The sequence below is a fragment of the Flavobacteriales bacterium TMED191 genome, assembly GCA_002171975.2.
Classification (GTDB): Bacteria; Bacteroidota; Bacteroidia; order Flavobacteriales; family TMED113.
This window is the reverse complement of record NHIO02000006.1, coordinates 1-20,328: the sequence shown is the minus strand read 5'-3', so window position 1 is coordinate 20,328 and position 20,328 is coordinate 1. Positions and strand designations below refer to the sequence as shown.

General features: G+C 31.8%; 18 protein-coding genes. 11 read left to right on the top strand and 7 right to left on the bottom strand.

Annotation, left to right across the window (positions count from 1 at the left end; translation table 11 throughout):
• A partial coding sequence (locus tag CBD51_000430) for a gliding motility-associated C-terminal domain-containing protein (protein ID RPG60748.1) occupies positions 1-2,498 on the top strand: 2,498 nt, incomplete at its 5' end.
• A 1-nt stretch (position 2,499) separates the two neighbouring features.
• Here the strand turns inward: CBD51_000430 and CBD51_000425 are convergent.
• Entirely contained in the window at positions 2,500-3,093 is a 594-nt protein-coding gene (locus tag CBD51_000425; GenBank protein RPG60747.1) for a riboflavin synthase, read from the bottom strand.
• 65 nt (positions 3,094-3,158) lie between these two features.
• Between CBD51_000425 and CBD51_000420 the strand changes: the two genes are divergently transcribed.
• The 6 genes from CBD51_000420 to accC all read left to right on the top strand — a co-directional run bounded on the left by CBD51_000420 (position 3,159) and on the right by accC (position 9,009).
• Positions 3,159-4,532, top strand: a complete 1,374-nt coding sequence (locus CBD51_000420; protein RPG60746.1) for a leucyl aminopeptidase — start codon at positions 3,159-3,161, stop codon at positions 4,530-4,532.
• Positions 4,533-4,536: 4 nt separating this feature from the next.
• Positions 4,537-5,547 (top strand): 4-hydroxythreonine-4-phosphate dehydrogenase PdxA, encoded by a 1,011-nt coding sequence (pdxA, locus tag CBD51_000415; GenBank protein RPG60745.1) that lies wholly within the window; start codon positions 4,537-4,539, stop codon positions 5,545-5,547.
• An 81-nt stretch (positions 5,548-5,628) separates the two neighbouring features.
• The gene (rpmF, locus tag CBD51_000410) at positions 5,629-5,805 is read left to right on the top strand and encodes a 50S ribosomal protein L32 (GenBank protein RPG60744.1); all 177 of its coding nucleotides are present in this window, start codon (positions 5,629-5,631) and stop codon (positions 5,803-5,805) included.
• A gap of 105 nt (positions 5,806-5,910) precedes the next feature.
• Positions 5,911-6,900 (top strand): ketoacyl-ACP synthase III, encoded by a 990-nt coding sequence (locus tag CBD51_000405; protein ID RPG60743.1) that lies wholly within the window; start codon positions 5,911-5,913, stop codon positions 6,898-6,900.
• Between the two features lie 253 nt (positions 6,901-7,153).
• Entirely contained in the window at positions 7,154-7,669 is a 516-nt protein-coding gene (gene accB, locus CBD51_000400; GenBank protein RPG60742.1) for an acetyl-CoA carboxylase biotin carboxyl carrier protein, read from the top strand.
• 5 nt (positions 7,670-7,674) lie between these two features.
• Complete coding sequence (gene accC / locus CBD51_000395) at positions 7,675-9,009, top strand: acetyl-CoA carboxylase biotin carboxylase subunit (protein RPG60741.1); 1,335 nt, start codon at positions 7,675-7,677, stop codon at positions 9,007-9,009.
• On the opposite strand, the gene CBD51_000390 is transcribed toward accC, so the two are convergent.
• A complete protein-coding gene (locus CBD51_000390) occupies positions 9,004-10,902 on the bottom strand; it encodes a 1-deoxy-D-xylulose-5-phosphate synthase (protein ID RPG60740.1) in 1,899 nt (632 codons plus the stop codon). The two genes, accC and CBD51_000390, sit on opposite strands and share 6 nt — an antisense overlap.
• Positions 10,903-10,981: 79 nt before the next feature.
• Between CBD51_000390 and CBD51_000385 the strand changes: the two genes are divergently transcribed.
• From CBD51_000385 to CBD51_000375, 3 genes are read left to right on the top strand one after another with little or no spacing between them, the layout of a single operon-like run.
• Positions 10,982-12,424 carry an asparagine--tRNA ligase gene (locus CBD51_000385; GenBank protein RPG60739.1) on the top strand — a complete coding sequence of 481 codons (1,443 nt, stop codon included), beginning with the start codon at positions 10,982-10,984 and terminating at the stop codon, positions 12,422-12,424.
• A gap of 4 nt (positions 12,425-12,428) precedes the next feature.
• Positions 12,429-13,880, top strand: coding sequence for an RNA polymerase sigma-54 factor (gene rpoN / locus CBD51_000380; GenBank protein RPG60738.1), 1,452 nt, complete (start codon positions 12,429-12,431; stop codon positions 13,878-13,880).
• Between the two features lie 5 nt (positions 13,881-13,885).
• Positions 13,886-14,167, top strand: coding sequence for an ArsR family transcriptional regulator (locus CBD51_000375; protein ID RPG60737.1), 282 nt, complete (start codon positions 13,886-13,888; stop codon positions 14,165-14,167).
• On the opposite strand, the gene CBD51_000370 is transcribed toward CBD51_000375, so the two are convergent.
• Complete coding sequence (locus tag CBD51_000370; GenBank protein ID RPG60736.1) at positions 14,164-15,435, bottom strand: T9SS C-terminal target domain-containing protein; 1,272 nt, start codon at positions 15,433-15,435, stop codon at positions 14,164-14,166. The two genes, CBD51_000375 and CBD51_000370, sit on opposite strands and share 4 nt — an antisense overlap.
• A 10-nt stretch (positions 15,436-15,445) precedes the next feature.
• Positions 15,446-17,899, bottom strand: a complete 2,454-nt coding sequence (locus CBD51_000365; GenBank protein RPG60735.1) for a T9SS C-terminal target domain-containing protein — start codon at positions 17,897-17,899, stop codon at positions 15,446-15,448.
• 210 nt (positions 17,900-18,109) lie between these two features.
• Here CBD51_000365 and CBD51_000360 point away from each other — a divergent pair, with 210 nt between their 5' ends.
• Positions 18,110-18,931: a hypothetical protein gene (locus CBD51_000360; GenBank protein ID RPG60734.1), complete on the top strand. Its 822-nt coding sequence runs from the start codon at positions 18,110-18,112 to the stop codon at positions 18,929-18,931.
• A 1-nt stretch (position 18,932) separates the two neighbouring features.
• On the opposite strand, the gene CBD51_000355 is transcribed toward CBD51_000360, so the two are convergent.
• The 3 genes from CBD51_000355 to CBD51_000345 are packed head-to-tail and all read right to left on the bottom strand — an operon-like array spanning position 18,933 to position 20,312.
• On the bottom strand, positions 18,933-19,646 hold the full coding sequence (locus tag CBD51_000355) for a TIGR02206 family membrane protein (protein RPG60733.1): 714 nt from the start codon (positions 19,644-19,646) through the stop codon (positions 18,933-18,935).
• 54 nt (positions 19,647-19,700) lie between these two features.
• Positions 19,701-19,961: a hypothetical protein gene (locus CBD51_000350; GenBank protein RPG60732.1), complete on the bottom strand. Its 261-nt coding sequence runs from the start codon at positions 19,959-19,961 to the stop codon at positions 19,701-19,703.
• A gap of 12 nt (positions 19,962-19,973) precedes the next feature.
• Complete coding sequence (locus CBD51_000345) at positions 19,974-20,312, bottom strand: hypothetical protein (GenBank protein ID RPG60731.1); 339 nt, start codon at positions 20,310-20,312, stop codon at positions 19,974-19,976.
• Positions 20,313-20,328: the final 16 nt, after the last annotated feature.

The following is a 20,328-nucleotide window of genomic DNA, read 5'->3' as shown; positions in this document are numbered from 1 at the left end:
TGATATTATCCTCTAATAATTATTTATCTTTTAATGTAGCTAACGCAAACGGCTATTCTGGATGGGCAATTAATCAGGCTGTTCCTAATAATTTTGATGCACCTTTAAATTCTATTTTATGTCCTTGGCAAGATATTTACCCTGGAGTTAATGGAAATGGAACAATTCAATATGCGACAACAGGAGAAGCTCCGAATAGAGTTTTTATTGCATCATTTTGTGGGATTCCTATGTTTTCATGTACAGACATATGTTACTCAAGTCAAATTAAATTATATGAATCTACAAATGTTATAGAAACTCACATAGCACAAAAAGTTTTGTGTACCACATGGAATGGTGGAGTTGCGATTCACGCTTTACATAATGCAGACGGAACTATCGCACATGTTGTGACGGGTTTAGATGGAGTTGAAAGAAATTACCCAAACCAATGGACATGTGAAAATGATGGATGGCGGTTCACTCCTAACGGTAGTAATGATTATGTCTTAGAAAATATAGACTTTGCACCCGCAGTAGCAGGAACAGATATTATTTGGCAAGATCAATTTGGGAATCAGATTGGCACAGGGGGAGAAATTATTGTATTTCCTGACGGAAACACTACTTATACAGCGGGAGCTTCTTTATGTGGTGATGCAGGGGATTGGTGTGGTTTTGAAGGCGGTATTGAAGGTGACGATGTGTCAATTAGTTTTGAATCTGTTCAAATTTTAGATGTCGATGTTGTTAATGCTCCTTGTGATAATCCAAGTGGAGGAAGTGCAATTGTCTATGTGGATGGCTCGGGGGGGCCTTATAATTATTCTTGGCAAAATAGTGTTGGCGACGTGATTTCTGAGTCAGCCGCATCTATTGGAAGTTTGACAGCAGATACGTATCAATTTACAATTTCTACCTTAAGTGGGTGTGAAGATGTAATAGAAATAGTAATTGACACTGATGGGAATGAAGTTACAGATGCTAATATAGGAGAAGATATAGAAACTTGTGAATTAGAAATAAATCTTTTCGGAAATGATCCTTTAGATGGTGAAACAGGCTATTGGACTTTAGTTTCGGGGCAGGGAAATATCATTAACTCTACAAATTCAGAAACCACAATTACAAATCTAGGCTTTGGTGAAAATATTTTTGCTTGGACTTTGGAAAATGAGTGTGGTACTAGTACGGATGAAATAGAAGTATATGTAATTAATGGTAATCCAACTGTGACAAATTTAGGTTCTTATTCTTGCCTTGAACAAATACCTCTTTTAGCAAGTGTAGAAAATGGTGAGGGTGAATGGAGTGTTAGTCCAGACGACGGAGTTTCTATTGATAATGTAACTAGCCTAAACACTTTTGCTACTATAGAAAATTATGGTACATACACTTTTACATTTGAGGGATGTAATGGGCAGGCTTCTGAAATTGCTTTTATGAATTCTTCTGAACCTATTTTAAATGGGCCCGAATCTGTTTCATGTCTAGAAGCTTTTGAATTAACAGCTACAACACCTGGAGATTATGGATATTGGGATTTCATCGGTCCTGGTAACACTCAGTTTAGCAGTCCAGATAATTTATCAACAACAGTTAGTGTAGACGATTTTGGAGTTTATGAATTTATATATTATGGTTGTGGAACATCTAATAGTATTTTTGTAGATGTTTTAAATCCAAATCCAACTATTGAAGATCCAGGTGTAATATATTGTGATTTAGAAGCAGAAGTTTTTGCCAATTCATTATTTAGTGGAACATGGTCTTTAAGTGATAGCAACTATGGAGCTACAGTCATCCCAAGTGACAACTCATGTATAATAACAGTCCCTGATTATGGAGACTATAATATCATTTTTACAAGTTGTGGTATTAGTGATACACTAAGTATAACATTTGATACGGTTGACCCCTATATCAATATATCAGATAATAATAATTGCATTTTTGCAATTGATTTAAATGTTTCAACCCCTGATCTTAATGGTGGACCTTGGCAATGTATAATTGCACCCCCTCCATTTAGTTCAATGGATGTTGATATAGCTGATCCCTACAGTAATTCAACTCAGGCTATTGTTCCCTCATATGGTATATATGCATTTTCATTTTCATCTTGTGATGTAACGGATACAATTGAAATAGGTGTTTCTTGTCCTATTAGTGTTCCTAATAGCTTCTCTCCAAACGGTGATGGGGTTAATGATGTTTTTGAAATATCTGATATTGATGTAAACGTACACACTCAAAGTGTTTTCTATGTTTTTAATAGATGGGGAGGTGTTGTGTACATTGATCCTAACTATGGTTTGAATGGAGAGTGGTGGGACGGACGTATGCTTTTTCATAATAGACAACTTTCTAGTTATGTGTTCCAAAACAATTGGGATAATAATCAAGATTACGTTAGAGATGGCGTGTATTTTTATACTTTAGAAGTTTATAATTCTATTTTTAATCAAAAAGAGTTTTACTCTGGTGAAATATCTATTTTTACACAGACTCAATAACTTAGCTAAGTTGTTGTAAATGAGCTATTTGCTTTGCGAAAATATCATATTCTACATTTACTAATGATTCTTCAAGAACGTCTTTAATATTTGTGTTGTCGTAAGTATAGGGGATTATATCGACGGAAAATCTATTATTAGAAGGATTAATATCCGAAATTGTTAGACTAATACCGTTAAGAGCAACGGATCCTTTAGTTATAACATATTTGTTATATTCTGATTTCTGTTCAAAAGTTAGTTTCCAGCTTCCATTTAAATCTTTTTTTTCAATACATTTAACGGTTCCATCAACATGTCCTTGAACAATATGTCCGTCAATTCTATCTCCAACAGCTAAGCATCGTTCTAAGTTAATATTTTCTCCTTTTTTTAAGAATTTTAAGTTTGTTTTTTGAAGAGTCTCTTTTACTGCACATACTGTATAATTAGTATCTGTCATCTCATGTACTGAAAGGCATATGCCATTATGGCTAATACTTTGGTTAATATTTAAATCGTCAATGAATTCACATTTGATAGTAATTAACATATTAGATTTGTCTAATATCAGATTTTCAACTTTCCCTAATTGTTCGATAATTCCGGTAAACATTTTACTAAATTGAGTTTTAATTTATCTAAATTAGTTACAAAAGTAAATTAAAAAAACAATATTATATGAACTTTACAATCACATTACAAGAGTATGAGTGCGAAAAGATCAATTGGCATTTAACTGATGAGTATTCATTATTATTAAACTGCCCTTTAAACTTCTTTTCTTCTGACAACAAAAATTTAGAACTTTATAGTGATTTAGTAAGAAGAGAGGGCGCTGAAATTCAAAAATTCCTGACTACTTTGAATAAGGCTTACAATAAGAAAAAAAAAATTAAAAAAATTTTCGTTAAATCTTCTCAAAAATCAAAGTTGGAAAATACAATAATAGATAATTTTTTAGAGGGTTTTTTTCTTGCTAATTATACATTTAATAAACATAAGTCAAATGTAATTGACTCTTCTTTAATTCTGAAAACAAATTTTAAAAATAAGATTTCACATGCATCTGTTCAAGGTGCTTGTATTGCGCGTGATTTAGTTAATGAGCCCCTTTCTCATTTAAATGCAGAAAAACTTTCATCTATGCTAAATTATCTAGCCAATGAGTCCGGATTTAAATTAGAGGTTCTAGATGAGCATGAGATTAAAAAATTAAAGATGGGCGGAGTATTAAGTGTTAATCAAGGATCAATTGCAAAACCCACATTTAATATTTTAACATATAAGTCTAAAAATTCAAAATCTAAAAAACCTATTGTACTAGTTGGAAAGGGAGTAATGTATGATACAGGGGGATTAAGTTTAAAGCCGACTCCCAATTCAATGGACATGATGAAATGTGATATGGGGGGTGCAGCTGCTGTAATAGGCGCAATTTACTCATTAGCTTTATCTAAATCAGATTGTAATGTTGTAGGACTAATTCCGGCAGTAGAAAATAGACCCGGGGGGGATGCATATGTCCCAGGGGATGTTATTACCATGATGAGTGGCAAAACTGTTGAAGTTTTAAATACAGATGCAGAAGGTAGACTAATCTTAGCAGACGCTTTACATTATGCAAAACGTTATAATCCAGAACTTGTGATAGACATCGCTACTTTAACTGGTGCTGCAGCGAGATCTATTGGTAAACATGGTTTAGTTGCTATGGAAAATTATAATAAAGAGATTTTTTCTGAGTTTAGTCTTAATATGAAAAATTTATTATTATCTGGAAATATAGTTGGTGAAAGAGTTGCTGTACAGCCATTTTGGGATGATTATAAAATAGAGCTTGAGTCTACTGTAGCTGATATTAAAAATTTAGGAGGTCCTGAATCTGGACATATAACAGCTGGTAAGTTTTTAGAACACTTTGTGGACTATCCTTGGATACATTTAGACATAGCTGGAGTAGCTTTTTTAACTAGTGAACATTTATATTATAGGAAAGGTGGAACTGGATCAGCATCTAGGCTCCTCACGCATTTTGTTCACAATTTTAAATAGTAAAATGGTTTCTGATAAAATAGTTTTTGGAATTTCATGTGGTGATTTTAATGGTGTTGGAATCGAGATTATTATTAAGGCTTTTTTAGATGGTCAATTTCTTCATTACGGTATACCAGTATTATATGCACCATTGACAGTAGTCAATTTTTATAAAAAACTATTTGGATATAATCAACTTTCTCTTAATGTGATTGCAAAAACACAGGACGCAATTCAAAATAAGTTTAATATCATCAACATATCTGACAGTGAGTTTATTGTAGAGCCTGGTCAGGCAAATATTATAAGTGGTAAACTAGCTTTGGATTCTTTGGATTGTGCAATAAGAGATTTAAAACAAAATTTAATAGATGTATTAGTAACTTTGCCTATTAATAAACAAACTGTTGCACTAAATCAGCATAATTTTGTTGGTCACACTGAGTATTTATTACAAAAATTGGATTTAAATAGTAATTGCTTAATGTTTTTGTGTAGTAATAAAATTAAAGTTGCCACTTTAACAAATCATTTGCCAATTTCAAAAGTTGCTAAGAACATCAATTACAAAATTTTAAGAGAAAAAATTAAAATTTTATTAGAATCTTTAAAAAAAGATTTTTCGATACCTATGCCAAAAGTTGCTATTTTGGGACTTAACCCACATGCTGGAGATAGCGGGCTAATTGGTTCGGAAGAAGCTAGAATTATTTTACCTATTATTAGAGAGTTTTTTGAATTGGGAAATTTAGTGTACGGTCCATATTCATCTGATGCTTTTTTTGGTTCAGGCTCTTATAAAAGTTTCGATGCAGTTTTAGGAATGTATCATGATCAGTCACTAATTCCATTTAAATTTTTGTCATTTGGAGGTGGTATTAATTTCACAGCTGGTTTACCTGTAATCAGAGTTTCCCCAGATCATGGTGTAGCATATGATATTGCAGGCTTAGGTAAAGCAGACCCTAACTCTTTGATTGAATCTATTGCTTTAGCAAAAAAAATATATTATAATAGGTTGAGTTACAGTTGATTTTTAGAGAAAAAAATTAAAATATTTGATTTGGCTATTAGTTTTTTTTTATATTTGCAAACCAAATTAATTTGTATAGTAATGGCACATCCAAAGAGAAAAATATCCAAAACTCGTAGAAATAAAAGAAGAACTCACTATAAAGCTGACTCTCCTGTCATTGCAATATGTCCAAATACGGGCGTTTCTCACATCTATCACCGTGCATATACTTACGAAGGTAAATTATACTATAAAGGTAAGTTGGTTGCAGAATAAATCAACTTTTTAAAAGAATATCCAAAATAATAATACAAGTCTTTCTTATTAATATATTTTAGGTATATATTTATCTACAATTAAACTATTTCATGTTGATTGTATATGTTAAAAAACTGTAAAATTTCAGGAGTTGCCGGATGGGTCCCCGATTATATTCTAACCAATAAGGAGTTATCAAATATGGTTGATACGTCTGATGAGTGGATAATTACTAGAACAGGCATTAGAGAGCGTAGAATTTTAAAGGACCCTTCAAAAGCCACGTCTGATATGGCAGCTAATGCAATTGAATTATTATTAAAAAAAACTGATACATCTGCAAAGGAAATAGATTTAATTATTTGTGCTACTGTAACACCTGATATGTTATTTCCTTCAACAGCGTGTTTAATAGCTAATAAAATTGGTGCATCTAATGCTTTTGGATTTGATTTATCTGCTGCTTGTTCCGCATTTCTTTTTGCCCTTGATTCGGGTTCCAAATATATCACATCAGGACAGTATAAAAAAGTTGTTGTTGTTGGAGCAGATAAAATGTCATCAATAGTTGATTATAGTGATAGACAAACATGCGTAATTTTTGGTGATGGTGCAGGTGCTGTGCTGCTTGAGCCAGAAAACGATAAAAAGCTTGGTATTTTAGATTCTATACTAAAGGTAGATGGATCTGGGGGACAATATTTAAAAATGATCGGAGGAGGTTCGCTTAACCCAGCAACCAATGAAACTGTTAATAGTAAGAAGCATTATATTTTTCAAGACGGAAAAACAGTTTTTAAATTTGCCGTAACTAAGATGGCAGATGTTTCTGAACAAATTATGTCAAGAAATCAATTAAGCGGTGATGATGTTGATTGGCTTGTGCCTCATCAGGCTAATTTGAGAATTATTGATGCAACTGCAAAGCGAATGAGTGTGGGGCCCGAAAAAGTTATGGTTAACATACAAAAATATGGTAATACTACAGCGGCCACTATCCCGCTTTGTCTTGCCGACTGGGAGGAAAAATTAAATAAGAATGATTGTTTAATTCTTGCTGCTTTTGGTGGTGGCTTTACGTGGGGAGCGATTTACTTGCGGTGGGCGTATTAGAATTCTCGTCTTTATTTTTCATTAAAAAATTCTATTTTTTTAAAAAAAACATCAATTTTAGTGTAAAAATCACATTTTTTTGAAAAAATTCAGCCTTTTATTTGCATATTTATTCTTTTTTTAAAAAAAAACAAACTTTTACGTAAATCAATATTTATTATAAAAAAATGCTCATTTTGTCAAAAAACATGGGTTTTTGTTTCAAAAAAACAAATTTCGAGTTATTTTTATCAAATTATTAAATAATATTGATATGAATCTTAAGCAAATTCAAGAACTAATCAAATTTGTTGCTAAATCTGGTGCCACTGAGGTTGACTTAGAAATGGGCGATGTAAAAATTTGTATAAAATCACCACCAAAGGGGAAAATAACACCAGAAATACAAGGTAATTTTCAATTTCCTCAGGTTCCAGTTCCTCAGGTTCCAGTTCCTCAGGTTCTAGTTCCTCAGCAGACTAATTTGTCACAACCTAATGAGGTTGTTCAAAGTCAACCAGATGCTGTTACGGAGGCAATAGACAATAATCATATAATTATAAAATCACCAATAATAGGCACATTTTATCGAAAACCTAGTCCAGATAAGGATCCTTTTGTTAATGTTGGCGATAGGGTTGATGAAGGTTCAGTTGTAGGAATTGTTGAGGCTATGAAACTATTTAACGAGATTGAATCAGATATTTCAGGTACAATCATCAAAGTTTTAGTTGATGATATGTCGCCAGTTGAATATGATCAACCATTATTCTTAGTTGATAAAAATTAATTTATATGTTTAATAAGATATTAATTGCTAATCGTGGAGAGATAGCCTTAAGAGTAATAAATACATGTAAAGAAATGAATATAAAAACAGTAGCTGTATATTCAACAGCAGATGCTGATAGTTTACATGTAAAGTTTGCTGATGAAGCAGTTTGTATCGGTCCTCCACAAAGTTCAGACTCCTATTTAAGTATACCTAAAATTATTTCAGCTGCAGAAATTACAAATGCAGACGCTATTCATCCTGGTTATGGTTTTTTAGCAGAGAATGCAAGATTTTCTCAAATATGTGAAGAACATAACATTAAATTCATAGGTGCGTCTGAAGAAATGATTAATAAAATGGGTGATAAGGCAGTTGCGAAGGAAACAATGAAAAAAGCCGGAGTTCCAGTTATACCTGGTTCAGATGGTGTTATTAATGATTTCAAAAATGCACTGATTATTGCTGATAAAATGGGTTACCCTGTAATGTTAAAAGCTTCAGCCGGAGGAGGTGGAAAAGGAATGAGAGCTGTTTGGAATAGAGCAGGTTTACAAAAAGCATGGATTGAAGCCAAAAAAGAAGCACTGGCTGGCTTTGGTAATGATGACATGTATTTAGAAAAATTAATTGAAGAACCCCGTCATATTGAAATTCAGGTAGTCGGGGATCAATATGGCAATGCATGTCATTTATCTGAAAGAGATTGTTCAATTCAAAGACGGCATCAAAAATTAGTTGAAGAATCACCGTCCCCTTTTATGACGGATAAATTACGAAAGGCAATGGGAGATGCTGCTATAAAGGCAGTTAAAAGCATTAAATATGAGGGCGTTGGAACTGTTGAGTTTTTGGTTGATAAAAATCGGGATTTTTATTTTATGGAGATGAATACACGGATTCAAGTTGAACACCCTGTTACTGAAGAAGTAATTAATTATGATTTAATTTGTGAACAAATTAAAGTTGCAGCAGGTATTAAGATATCGGGAAAAAATTACGTGCCCGTATTACATGCAATAGAATGTAGAATTAATGCAGAGGATTCAGAAAACAATTTTATGCCTTGTCCTGGATTAATTACCAATATTTATAAACCTGGAGGACATGGGATTAGAGTTGACACTCATGTTTATACAGGTTATACAATCCCACCATATTATGATTCTATGATAGCAAAATTAATTACAGTTGCTCAAACTCGAGAAGAGGCTATTTCAAAAATGCGAAGGGCATTAAGTGAATTTGTTTTAGAAGGGGTTAAAACAACAATTCCATTTCATAAAAAGTTAATGAATAATGATAAATTCATTCAAGGGGATTATACAACAAAATTTATGGAAGAAAATAATTTATAATAATTCTATTATTGTCTTGAGAACACTATGTTTGTCAAATCCACAATCTTTTCTTTGCTCTTCAGGAGTTCCATGTTCAATGAACCTGTCAGGAACGCCAAATCTAATTATTCTTTTTTGATAATTATTCTCACTAGCAAATTCTAATACTGCAGACCCCATTCCACCTTTAATACATCCATCTTCAATAGTAATAATAATTTCATAATCCTGAAAAACCGTATGAAGCATGGGCTCATCAAGTGGTTTTAGAAATCGAATGTCAAAATGACCGATGTTTATATTTTTAGATTGTAATTCTTTAGTAATATCAATAATCATGTTACCAATATGACCAATTGATACTACTGCAATTTTATCACCCGAATTAATTTTATTTCCTTTGCCAATATCGATTTTAGAAAATTCCACTAGCCAATCATTAAGAACACCCTTCCCCCTTGGATATCTAATTGCAAAAGGGGCATTATGATTTTTTTGAGCTGTATACATTAAATTGCGCAATTCAATTTCGTTTAATGGCGCAGCTATAATCATATTGGGGATGCATCTTAGGTACGCTAAATCAAAAACTCCTTGATGTGTTGACCCATCTTCACCAACTAAGCCTGCTCTATCAAGACAAAAAACTACATGTAAATTTTGTATCGCTACATCATGGATTAGCTGGTCATATCCTCTCTGTAAAAAAGTAGAGTAGATATTACAAAAGGGAATAAATCCTTGAGTAGCCAAACCTGCTGCAAAAGTAACAGCATGTTGTTCTGCGATACCAACATCAATCGCCCGCTCGGGTATTTCTTTCATCATATATTTAAGAGATGAACCTGACGGCATAGCTGGGGTGATACCAATAATTTTTTTATTCCTTTTAGCTAATTCGATTATAGATTTTCCAAAAACATCTTGATATTTAGTAAGTTGATTTACGTTTTTGGTATTGACATTAATTTTTCCTGAATTTTTATCAAAAAGTCCGGGCGCGTGCCATTTTGTTTGGTCTTTTTCAGCTAATTCATATCCTTTTCCTTTAGTTGTTAAGCAGTGAAGTATTTTAGGTCCCGGAATATTTTTCAAGTCTTGCAATGTTTTTTCTAATAACTCCACGTTGTGTCCATCGATAGGGCCAAAGTATCTAAAATTTAATGACTCAAAATAATTACTTTGTTTTAGCATAGCAGATTTAAATCCTTTTTCAATCTTTTTTACAATTGCTTTAGCGCTATCTCCTATCTTACTTAAATTACTTAATAGATCCCAGATTTCATCACGGAATTTATTATATGTTTTAGATGTGCTAATCTTTAGAAGATATTCTTTTAGTGCACCAACATTTGGGTCAATGGACATGCAATTATCGTTTAAAATTACAAGCAAATTAGAATTTTCTATTCCTGCGTGATTTAAGGCTTCAAATGCTTGCCCACCAGTAAGTGCTCCGTCTCCAATTACAGCAATATGTTGTCGTTTTAAATTATTATCTAATTTAGATGCAATAGCCATACCTAATGAAGCTCCGATTGATGTAGAAGAGTGTCCAACTCCAAATGTGTCATAGATGCTTTCAGAACGTTTAGGGAACCCACTAATTCCATTCTTTTTTCGATTAGTGTGAAATATATCTTTTCGACCAGTTAGGATTTTATGTCCATATGCTTGATGACCAACATCCCAAACAAGTAAGTCTTCAGGCGTATCAAATACATAGTGCAAAGCAACAGTTAGTTCAATAACTCCTAAACTTGCTCCAAAATGACCTCCATTTTTTGATACAATATCTATAATAAATTCGCGAAGTTCTGTACAAAGCTTGCTCAATTCAGACTTAGGTACAGATTTTAAATCCTTAGGATTATTAATATTACTTAATATGTCAAATTTTTTTGTACTCATATTATTATTTAGCAATATAAAACAATATAATTAATTTATTATATACATTGTTTGGTTTGAAAAAATTAACTTTACAAATATGAAAAAGATAATCATAAAGAACTTATTAACACAAGGTATTGTTAATCAAAATTACATTGTTTTTGGTTGGGTTAGAAATAAACGTGGGAGTAAAAGTATTTCTTTTATTATGTTAAATGATGGTTCTTGCTTTCATGATTTACAGGTTGTAGTCAATATTTCCCCTAAAATAGAGTTGATTTTAAAACAGATTAATACCGGAGCAAGTATTTCCGCATCAGGAAAACTTATTCAATCTGAGGGTGCAGGTCAAAAAGTTGAATTATTAGCAGAAACAATTAATTTAATTGGTTCTTCTGATTCGGAGACATATCCAATACAACCTAAAAAACATAACCTTGAATTTTTAAGAAAAAATGCTCATTTAAGATTTAGAACAAAAACCTTCAGTTCAGTTTTTAGAATTAGACACGGATTAAGTTTTGCAATACACCAGTATTTTAATCAGTTAAATTTTTTTTATATCAATACTCCTATAATTACCAGTTCAGATGCAGAAGGGGCAGGCGAGATGTTTAAAGTAACTGCTTTTGATATGTCAAAGGTTCCTTTAGATGTTAATGGAGCTGTAAATTATCAAGAAGATTTTTTTTCTCAGGAAGCCAGTTTAACAGTATCTGGTCAGTTAGAAGCAGAGTTGGCTGCGTTAGGATTATCCAAGGTGTATACTTTTGGCCCTACATTTAGAGCAGAAAATTCAAATACTTCAAGACATCTTTCAGAATTTTGGATGATTGAGCCAGAAGTTGCATTTTCTGACCTAAATGATAATATCAAGCTAGCCCAGAACCTTTTGAAATATGTATGTAAGTATATTATAGATAACTTTTCAGAAGACTTGGATTTTTTATCAGCACGAAAGATGAAGGAGGAGCAAAGTCTAAAAAAAGAAGATCGTTCATCTCTTTCATTAATACAATCAATAGATAAAATTATTAATCAGGAATTCACAACTATTACATATACAGATGCTTATAATGTACTTAGAAATTCTAAAAAGAATAAAAAGAAAAAATTTCAGTTTTTAATTAATGATTGGGGTGTAGATTTCCAATCCGAACATGAAAGATATTTAGTTGAAAAGGAATTTAATAACCCTGTTATAATTACGGATTATCCGAAGTCAATAAAAGCTTTTTATATGAGACTTAATGATGATAATAAAACTGTTAGAGCAATGGATGTCTTGTTTCCCGGAATTGGTGAAATTATCGGTGGTTCTCAAAGAGAGGAGCGTCTTAATATATTGAAGGAAAGAATGACTGAAATGTCAATCTCTCATCAGGATTTATGGTGGTATATTGATACTAGAAAGTTTGGAACAGTTCCGCATAGTGGTTTCGGACTTGGATTTGAAAGACTAGTCCAGTTTGTTACCGGCATGTCTAATATACGTGATGTAATTCCGTTTCCCAGATACCCCTCTCATCTAGAATTTTAGTCTTATGGCAAAACAATCTCTTCATCAGTCCTTACAACAAAAATTATCCCCTCAACAAATTCAGTTGATGAAGCTGATTGAACTTTCTACACTTGAAATTGAACAAAAGGTTAAAGATGAATTAGAGGGTAATCCAGCCTTAGATGATGAGAATTTGTCAATTGATGATTTTGATAAACATGAAGATGATGTAGTAAGTGTGGATGACAGCCAAAAAGATCAAGATTTTGATATAGATCAATATCTATCTGATGATGAAATACCTGAGTATAAATTGTATGCAAATAATTATTCAAAAGATGATGATACAGATTCTAAAATCCCGATAGTAGGTGGGAATAGTCACTTAGACATATTGAGAGATCAACTAGCGGAGTTTAAACTTTACGAAAAAGAAAAAAAGATTGGAAAATATGTAATTGGATGTATCGATGATGATGGCTATATAAGAAGAAGTATAGATGAAATTATTGATGATTTAATTTTTAAAGAAAATTTAGTTTGTGAGGTAAGAGAAATACAAAAATTATTGTCAATTGTGCAAGGTTTTGATCCACCGGGTATAGGAGCTAGAAATTTACAAGAATGTTTGTCTTTACAATTGGAAAGAAAGGAAAAAACAAGCTCAGTTTTACAAGCTATCGATATTATTAATTTACAGTTTAAACAATTTGTGAATAAACACTATGACAAAATTTGTGATAAATTTAAAATTGATTCTCATCAACTTAAAAAAGCTATTAAGGAAATAGAAAAATTAAATCCAAAGCCAGCCTCCAATTCAAGTCAGACAAAATATACACAACAAATTATACCAGATTTTACAATAAATTTGTTTAATGAAGAAATTACATTTACTTTAAATGCAAGAAATGCTCCGAATTTAAATATTAGTAAGGAGTATCTAAACATGCTTAATCTTTATAAGGAATCCGGAGGAGAAATGAGCAATAAAAATAAGCAGGCTCTTTTATTTGTAAAACAAAAACTTGATTCAGCACGTTGGTTTATTAATGCAATACACCAACGCCAACAAACACTAATTTCTACTATATCAAGTATTATTAGAATTCAAAAAAAATATTTTTTAAGTGGAGATGAAAAAGATCTAAAACCAATGATATTAAAAGATGTTTCAGAAGATATTGGTATGGATATTTCTACTATTTCTAGAGTTGTTAATAGTAAGTATGTAGAAACTCCTTATGGTATTAAATCCCTTAAGTATTATTTTTCTGAATCCATCTCTAAAATTGATGGAGAGACAATTTCTGTTAAAGAAATTAAAAGCATATTAAAAGAAGAAATAGAAAATGAGTCCGATTCACAGCCTTTGAATGATCAGGCACTTGTTGTTATATTAACAAAAAAAGGATATAAAATTGCTCGTAGAACCGTAGCAAAATATAGAGAACAAATGAATATTCCGGTTGCTCGGTTAAGAAAAAAAATATAGTTAATATGCCTAATAATCTAGAATTGTCATCCTCAATATTAAAGTCTGTAGGACATCCGATTCGTGTAAAAATTATTTTAACATTAGCTGATCACACTGAAATGACGGTTACAGAGCTAACTCAATTTTTAAAAATAGATCAACCTGTAATGTCACTTCATTTAGCAGTGTTAAGAAATGCAAATATAATTATTGTAAGAAAGCAGGGTAAAAAATCAATGTATTCAATTTTAGATAGTTCTGCCCTGCAAGCAGTCCAAATTATTTATCACTCACGTAGAAATTAGTCTTTAAGTATTTTATAGACGAATGCAGACTCATTAGTTTTAATTTTAAAAATATATAGTCCGGAGGCAAAGGCAGCAGTGTTCACCTTATTATCTCCAGGATTAAAAAAACCAGTATTTATTAGTTGGCCATTTTGGTTTAAAATTTCATATTGTCCTTTTTCGTGTAGATTAACTTCAATCAAATCCCAGGAAGCTGATATTTTTATATTATCAAAAGGTTTGGTGAAAGAAGGTGTGTCTAAAGTTGGGTTATTAATTTTTATTAATCCAGAACTGTTTGTGCCAATCCATAGGTTATTATCTTGATCAAAACTTAAGCAGTTAATCTGATTATCCGGAAGATTTGAATTAGAGGTATTATAGTTGTAAAATAAGTTGTTTTTATAATGTGTTAAGCCGTTTTCTAAGGTAGTGATCCATAAATTATTATTGACATCAATAGTAATATTTTTCAAACTATTAGTAGGAATATTAGAATTTAGTGTATTAAGCCAGATCCATGATCCACTTTCTGTTAAAATCCCTAATCCTGCCTGTGGCGTAGTAATAATAATATTATTATTTTGATCAAATACAGCATCAAAAACAGAGTTGTCAAGGATTCCGGAGTTTGATGAGTAATAATTATTAAACTCACCATCATATGTAATTAATCCCCCATTCATAGTCCCAATCGCAATCATGTTAGTATTCGGATTTTGGTTAATACTTTTATAATGATTTGAATAAAACCCAGTTTGTGTATTTTGCAGTAACCATTCTCCTTCCCCTCCAAAGTACTCTATGCATAGGCCATCGGTTGATCCAGACCAGATTCCATTATCATATAAAATTGCATTTATAATACTAGAGTTTGCACTACAATCTAAGCCAATATTGGTTGTCCAGTTTGTATCATCATAATTTATGTCGTTATTGGAGTTGTCAAAACTAATAATACCATTATTTGTCCCGATATACATTTTATTTATTGCTTCAGCCCAATGGATTGTATTTATGTTGACACTGTTTTCACAACACCAAGTAAGAGTACTATTGGGTTCATCGAAATTATACCAGGTATTTGTAGATAAATCAAAGATACTTAATCCATTAGCGGTGCCAGCCCACAATCTATTTTGATTATCAAATTCAATAGAGTTGATTTGGTTAAAGATAATATCAGAATTTCCCGTATTATAAATTTCAATATCATTTAAATTTTGACTAAAACTATTTAGCCCTATGAATAGGGCTAAATAGCATAATAATTTTAAATAATACATATGATACTAACTACCTATTTATTGTAAATAATTGTTTTATAGTAGTGTTTTGATCTATTGCATGTACAACATATATTCCTGGAGATAGTTTGTCCAGCTTTATTGAAAATATTTGATTATTTTGAACATTGCCTGTATGTATCTTATTTACAAGCTCACCTAGGCTATTAAATATAATGATGTTTATATCTTCTGAACTTTTGTGAAACTCTATATTGAGTAGGTCATTTGCAGGGTTTGGAAAAACTGTAAAGTAATTATTAGCCTCTTCAATGGATGAGTTGTATTCGCATGATCCGTCATCTATATTAGCATTTTCGTCATAATTAAATGCATCAGGATCAGTACATCCATTTACTCCAAATATACATTCCCCATTAATATCTATGTAGCCATCTAAGCAATTGCCATCACAGTCATACCCTACTAATGAATAAATACATGAATCATCGTCAAGTGTTGCATCTACGTTAAAATTACATGCCTCCTCGTCTGTACATCCACTAATAGATTCACCTACAATTACATTAACCTCAATAGGGTCACTGTAACATGAAGCTCCAAGTGTAGTAATATCCCAATTATAGAAATAGTAGTAGTATGATGTCGAGAATCCTTGACCGTCTCCATCATCATACATGCCCTCAGTAATTTCTAGAACATTGTCTATACTATAAGGGAAATTTGGTAAATCATCTGTTGTTCTTCGAAGCATTGGGTTATTGTCACCAAAATTGTCATTATTCATGGCAGTGTTGGTTGTAAGTATTAAGTTATTACCTTGAGGCACTGACCAATTAAGATTAATTACTGTTCCTTGTTCAGATGCAGGTATATTTACTAACTGACTCAATAAAACAGTGCCATTAATATCTTGAAGCTCAATTGTTCTTTCCCCATCTGTGTTCGTGTAAACAGTAACATTATTTAAAATAAACTCTGAGTCGGCATTAAATCTTAAACCACCATTGTATACTGTTCCACTATATTCACTATCTCCTTCGTGTTCTTCTGCTCCTGTAAAAAATGATTCTGGTTCAACAATCACTTCCTCATTTACAACATAATATGATGTGTTTTCAAATAATGGATTAGTCGAATAACTTTCTCCTTCAAATAAATTGTTTCCGTACTCATCTTGCCATATTATGTTTCCTGTACCGGTTGCATTTAATTCTGCTACTTCACCTGAATCAATAATTAAATCATTTGATATTGGGTTCTCGACGGGATCATTCACGGTGACGTTAATTGTGGCTTCAGAATCACCGCATTGGCTAGATGCATTGAGAGTATAACTGCCACTTTCACTTACTGTGATGGATGTTGCATTTTCACCTGTTGACCAACTATATTCGTCTGCAGTAAGAGAGGATGGACTTAGTGTGATAACTTCTCCATTACAAATATTTGGATTACCATTTTGATCTGTTACGATTTCAATGTTATAACCATCTGCATTTAATTGTTGTGTTAATTCAACTTGAACGGCAGTCCAGTTATTATCTTCATTGGACTCTAGGTAATCATTATTTCTATCAACCTCTCCAATAATCCAATAAATTCCGTTGCAAAGACCGGGCTCTAGGTTTATCCATTGGTCATCTAACCATTCACCATATAAATCTAGCCAACCTGCAGATATACCTTGTTCAATTGGACTGCATCCATATTGTCCTCCGCCAAGACCAAAATTAGGATAGTCACTATTTAATTTTATAGTTCCTCCATTTGTTCCATCGTCAAATTCTGGGAAGAGAGCTAGGTATTCAGGGCTGTATCTGTTTTCGTCTCTACAGTGACCATAATATGTGGAATTTTCTCCAGAACCACATGTTCCATAATCCATCAGGCAAAAACCCATTTTAGCACCATCACTGACAATTGGCCAGTTGAGAGGGTTTGGTTCGTTTGGGTCCATTTTTCTTAGAGTAAAAACCCCCCAATCGTCACTATGATTGTGTCCATGCGTGGGGTGATAAGTCATGCTCCCAGCCATTCTATCATAATATGACATACTGCCGTCCGAATTTCTATGGTAAATTCTTTGCCATGTGATTTGTCTTGCCTCTTCACCGTTATCACAGTAAAAAGATGATAAATTGGCTGTTGGGTCAGTATTGATAATAGTATCATTACCACATATAAAATATGCCCATCCATTTTCATCCACCCCTCTTACAGTTAATGGGCCGGCACCATCATTTGGTGTTGAAGCGCTAATTCGAAGTCTTCCAGCATCCGCACCATTATAGTCTTGAGAATATTCTGTAGGGCCATCACTTACGTCTATAATGCCAAACCAGGATAATTGAATGTCAGGTAACAGGTCGCAATCGGTTTCGTTTGGATCGAGACATTGACAATCTGTAGCATCATTAATGGTACATTGAGCTAGTAAAGAGTTGTTAATTGAAAGTGATAGTGCAAATAAAAAAGCAATAGGGTATAAAAAATTTCTCATAGTTTTAATCTTTAAGTCCTATAAATTTACAATTATTTTTTAAACTCTAACACTTATTTATCAACTTTTTGTATAAGAAATGCATTTTAATCCTATACAAAACATTCTTTATAAGAACAATTGTTCCAAAAAGTCTTGATTTTCTTCATAGATGCATAGAATTATTTTGACAAATTTTGACCCACTATAATTTTATTATATTTGCTTAATATGTTTAGACTGTTAATTATATATATGCTATTTTTCAGTTTTAGTCTAATAGCTCAAGAATATATTGAAATTATAAAAACGGATATCAATATAAGAATGAACCCAACAACATCTTCTACAATTGTAGGTCATGCATTTTTAGGCGAGGTATATAAAAAAAATGGAGAAAATGCTAAATGGTACAGTGTAATTTTGCCTTCCGGAGAAACAAGATGGATATATAAGAAATTGACAAAAATTGTGGATTACACTAATCCCGAAATAGATGAAAAAGATATTTTTATTATTCAGGATGATATTAAAACTGCCTCAAATAAAGCTAGTCTTGATTCAAATGATGAAATAATTAATGGTTTAAATAAAGTAGATATAAATAATATTTTATTAGACCGATATGTACTTTTAGCATTACAAAAATACTCGATAGATCCAGCACAATACGATTTAATCCTAAACTATAAAAAAAAGTTAAAAAGAGAGATTATTCAACCTGTTGCTAATCATTTGGTTAGTGTTAGTCATATTGATTATGATTTATTTAAAATAGATTTTGCTAATATTTATATTGAGACTAAAAGATGTTTTAAACTTGGAACTGCTTTAGATGCTGAAATTTCCATCTATTATGATCAGGAAAATTACTTTGTGCAAGAGCTTTGCTTTGAAGATGGGTATGGTAAAGGTTTTAATAATTGTTATATAATAAAGCATATTTACGAATCTGTACTTAACGAGCCTAATTTAATTGTACTTACTAATGATGGTAAAATAAAAAAAACCAACTTAGTTTTAAAAGAAACAATTTTAAATTTACCTGAATAATTTATTTTTTCGTTTTAGTACTATATATTAGGAAAGGTAAGTTAATAATAAAAGCATGAGCAAAAACGGCAATTTCAAAAATTACAATATAGTAAGGCCATACCCCAAAAAAAGAACTTTCATCTGGAATTAGTGGGTTGTCGGCAATAGGAGGTTTAGAAAGGTACATGTAATTAGACTCTAAAAAATAATTTAAAATACCAACACAAACTACCAGTATTTGAAGTTTAAAAAAAGAAAATAACCAAGATGATTTACGAGGCCACATTTTGAGCACAATAATTGCATAAATTGGTGCTAATACAAGTCCTCCGTGACCTAAAAAAAAATCAATTTTATGTATTAAGCTGTCTCCATGAGTTAATTCAGGCGTTAATAAAGAATGAATGCCACCAGGCATACCAATAAATAATAATATTTCAAAGGCCCATTGTTTTTTATAGATTAACACGTAAATGGCGACAAACCACATTATACCACACAAGTGTAAAGGCAAAGAATCTTGTAAAGACCATAGACCTAGATATATATTATAAAAGTCGATAAAAAAAATTTCAAGTATAAATAAACAAGCAATTCCTATTGTCAGTTTCCTTTTATTTTTGATTGACAAACTTTTTCCAATTACAACTGTGGAAATAATTAATAATAGTGTTATTACATTACATATCCACCATTCTGGAGAAAAAGGAGGGATGACTTTATGAACAATCATTTATAACTAGAATTATAATTAAATCCTAATTTAATTAATTTTTTTTATCATTAATTATGCCAAGGGTTTATTTGTAGTTTTCTTTTTTAATAATTCTGATCTTTTTTGAAAGGATCTTTCTTCGCAAATCCAATGTCCTTTTTTCCAAGTTTTAGTACCGTTTTTTTGAACCTCCCAAAATCCATTGACCCAAATTTGGGTTGGAGAGTTTAAGTTTTTTACTATTTCACTTTTTTCCACTTTTTTAATTTGTTGACTAAAGCTGTTAATAGAAAATAACATTGTCATTGCAATTAAAATTTTTATATTTTTCATAGTTTTCATTTTTTATGCATAAAGCAGTTTCCATTTTTTAATAGGGATTTGTTTCCAATAACCGTCAGTCCACACCCAACCTTGCGAGTCTTTTGTCCATGCACCGTTTACAAAAACATATCCAATTTTTTTTGCTTCCCAGTGTCCGCTTACCCATATATATTGATTGTTTTCTACTTTCCATTGACCATTAATCCAAATTTCAGATCTTTTTTTAATATGTTGTTTAACAATTTTTTCTGGTATTTCGATTTTTTCGGCCAATACGGGTCCCTGATTTTGAGCATTAGAGATTGATGTTGCAAATAGTACTATTATTCCTACAGCAATTAATTGGGTCAAATTTTTCATAGTATTCAATTTTAGT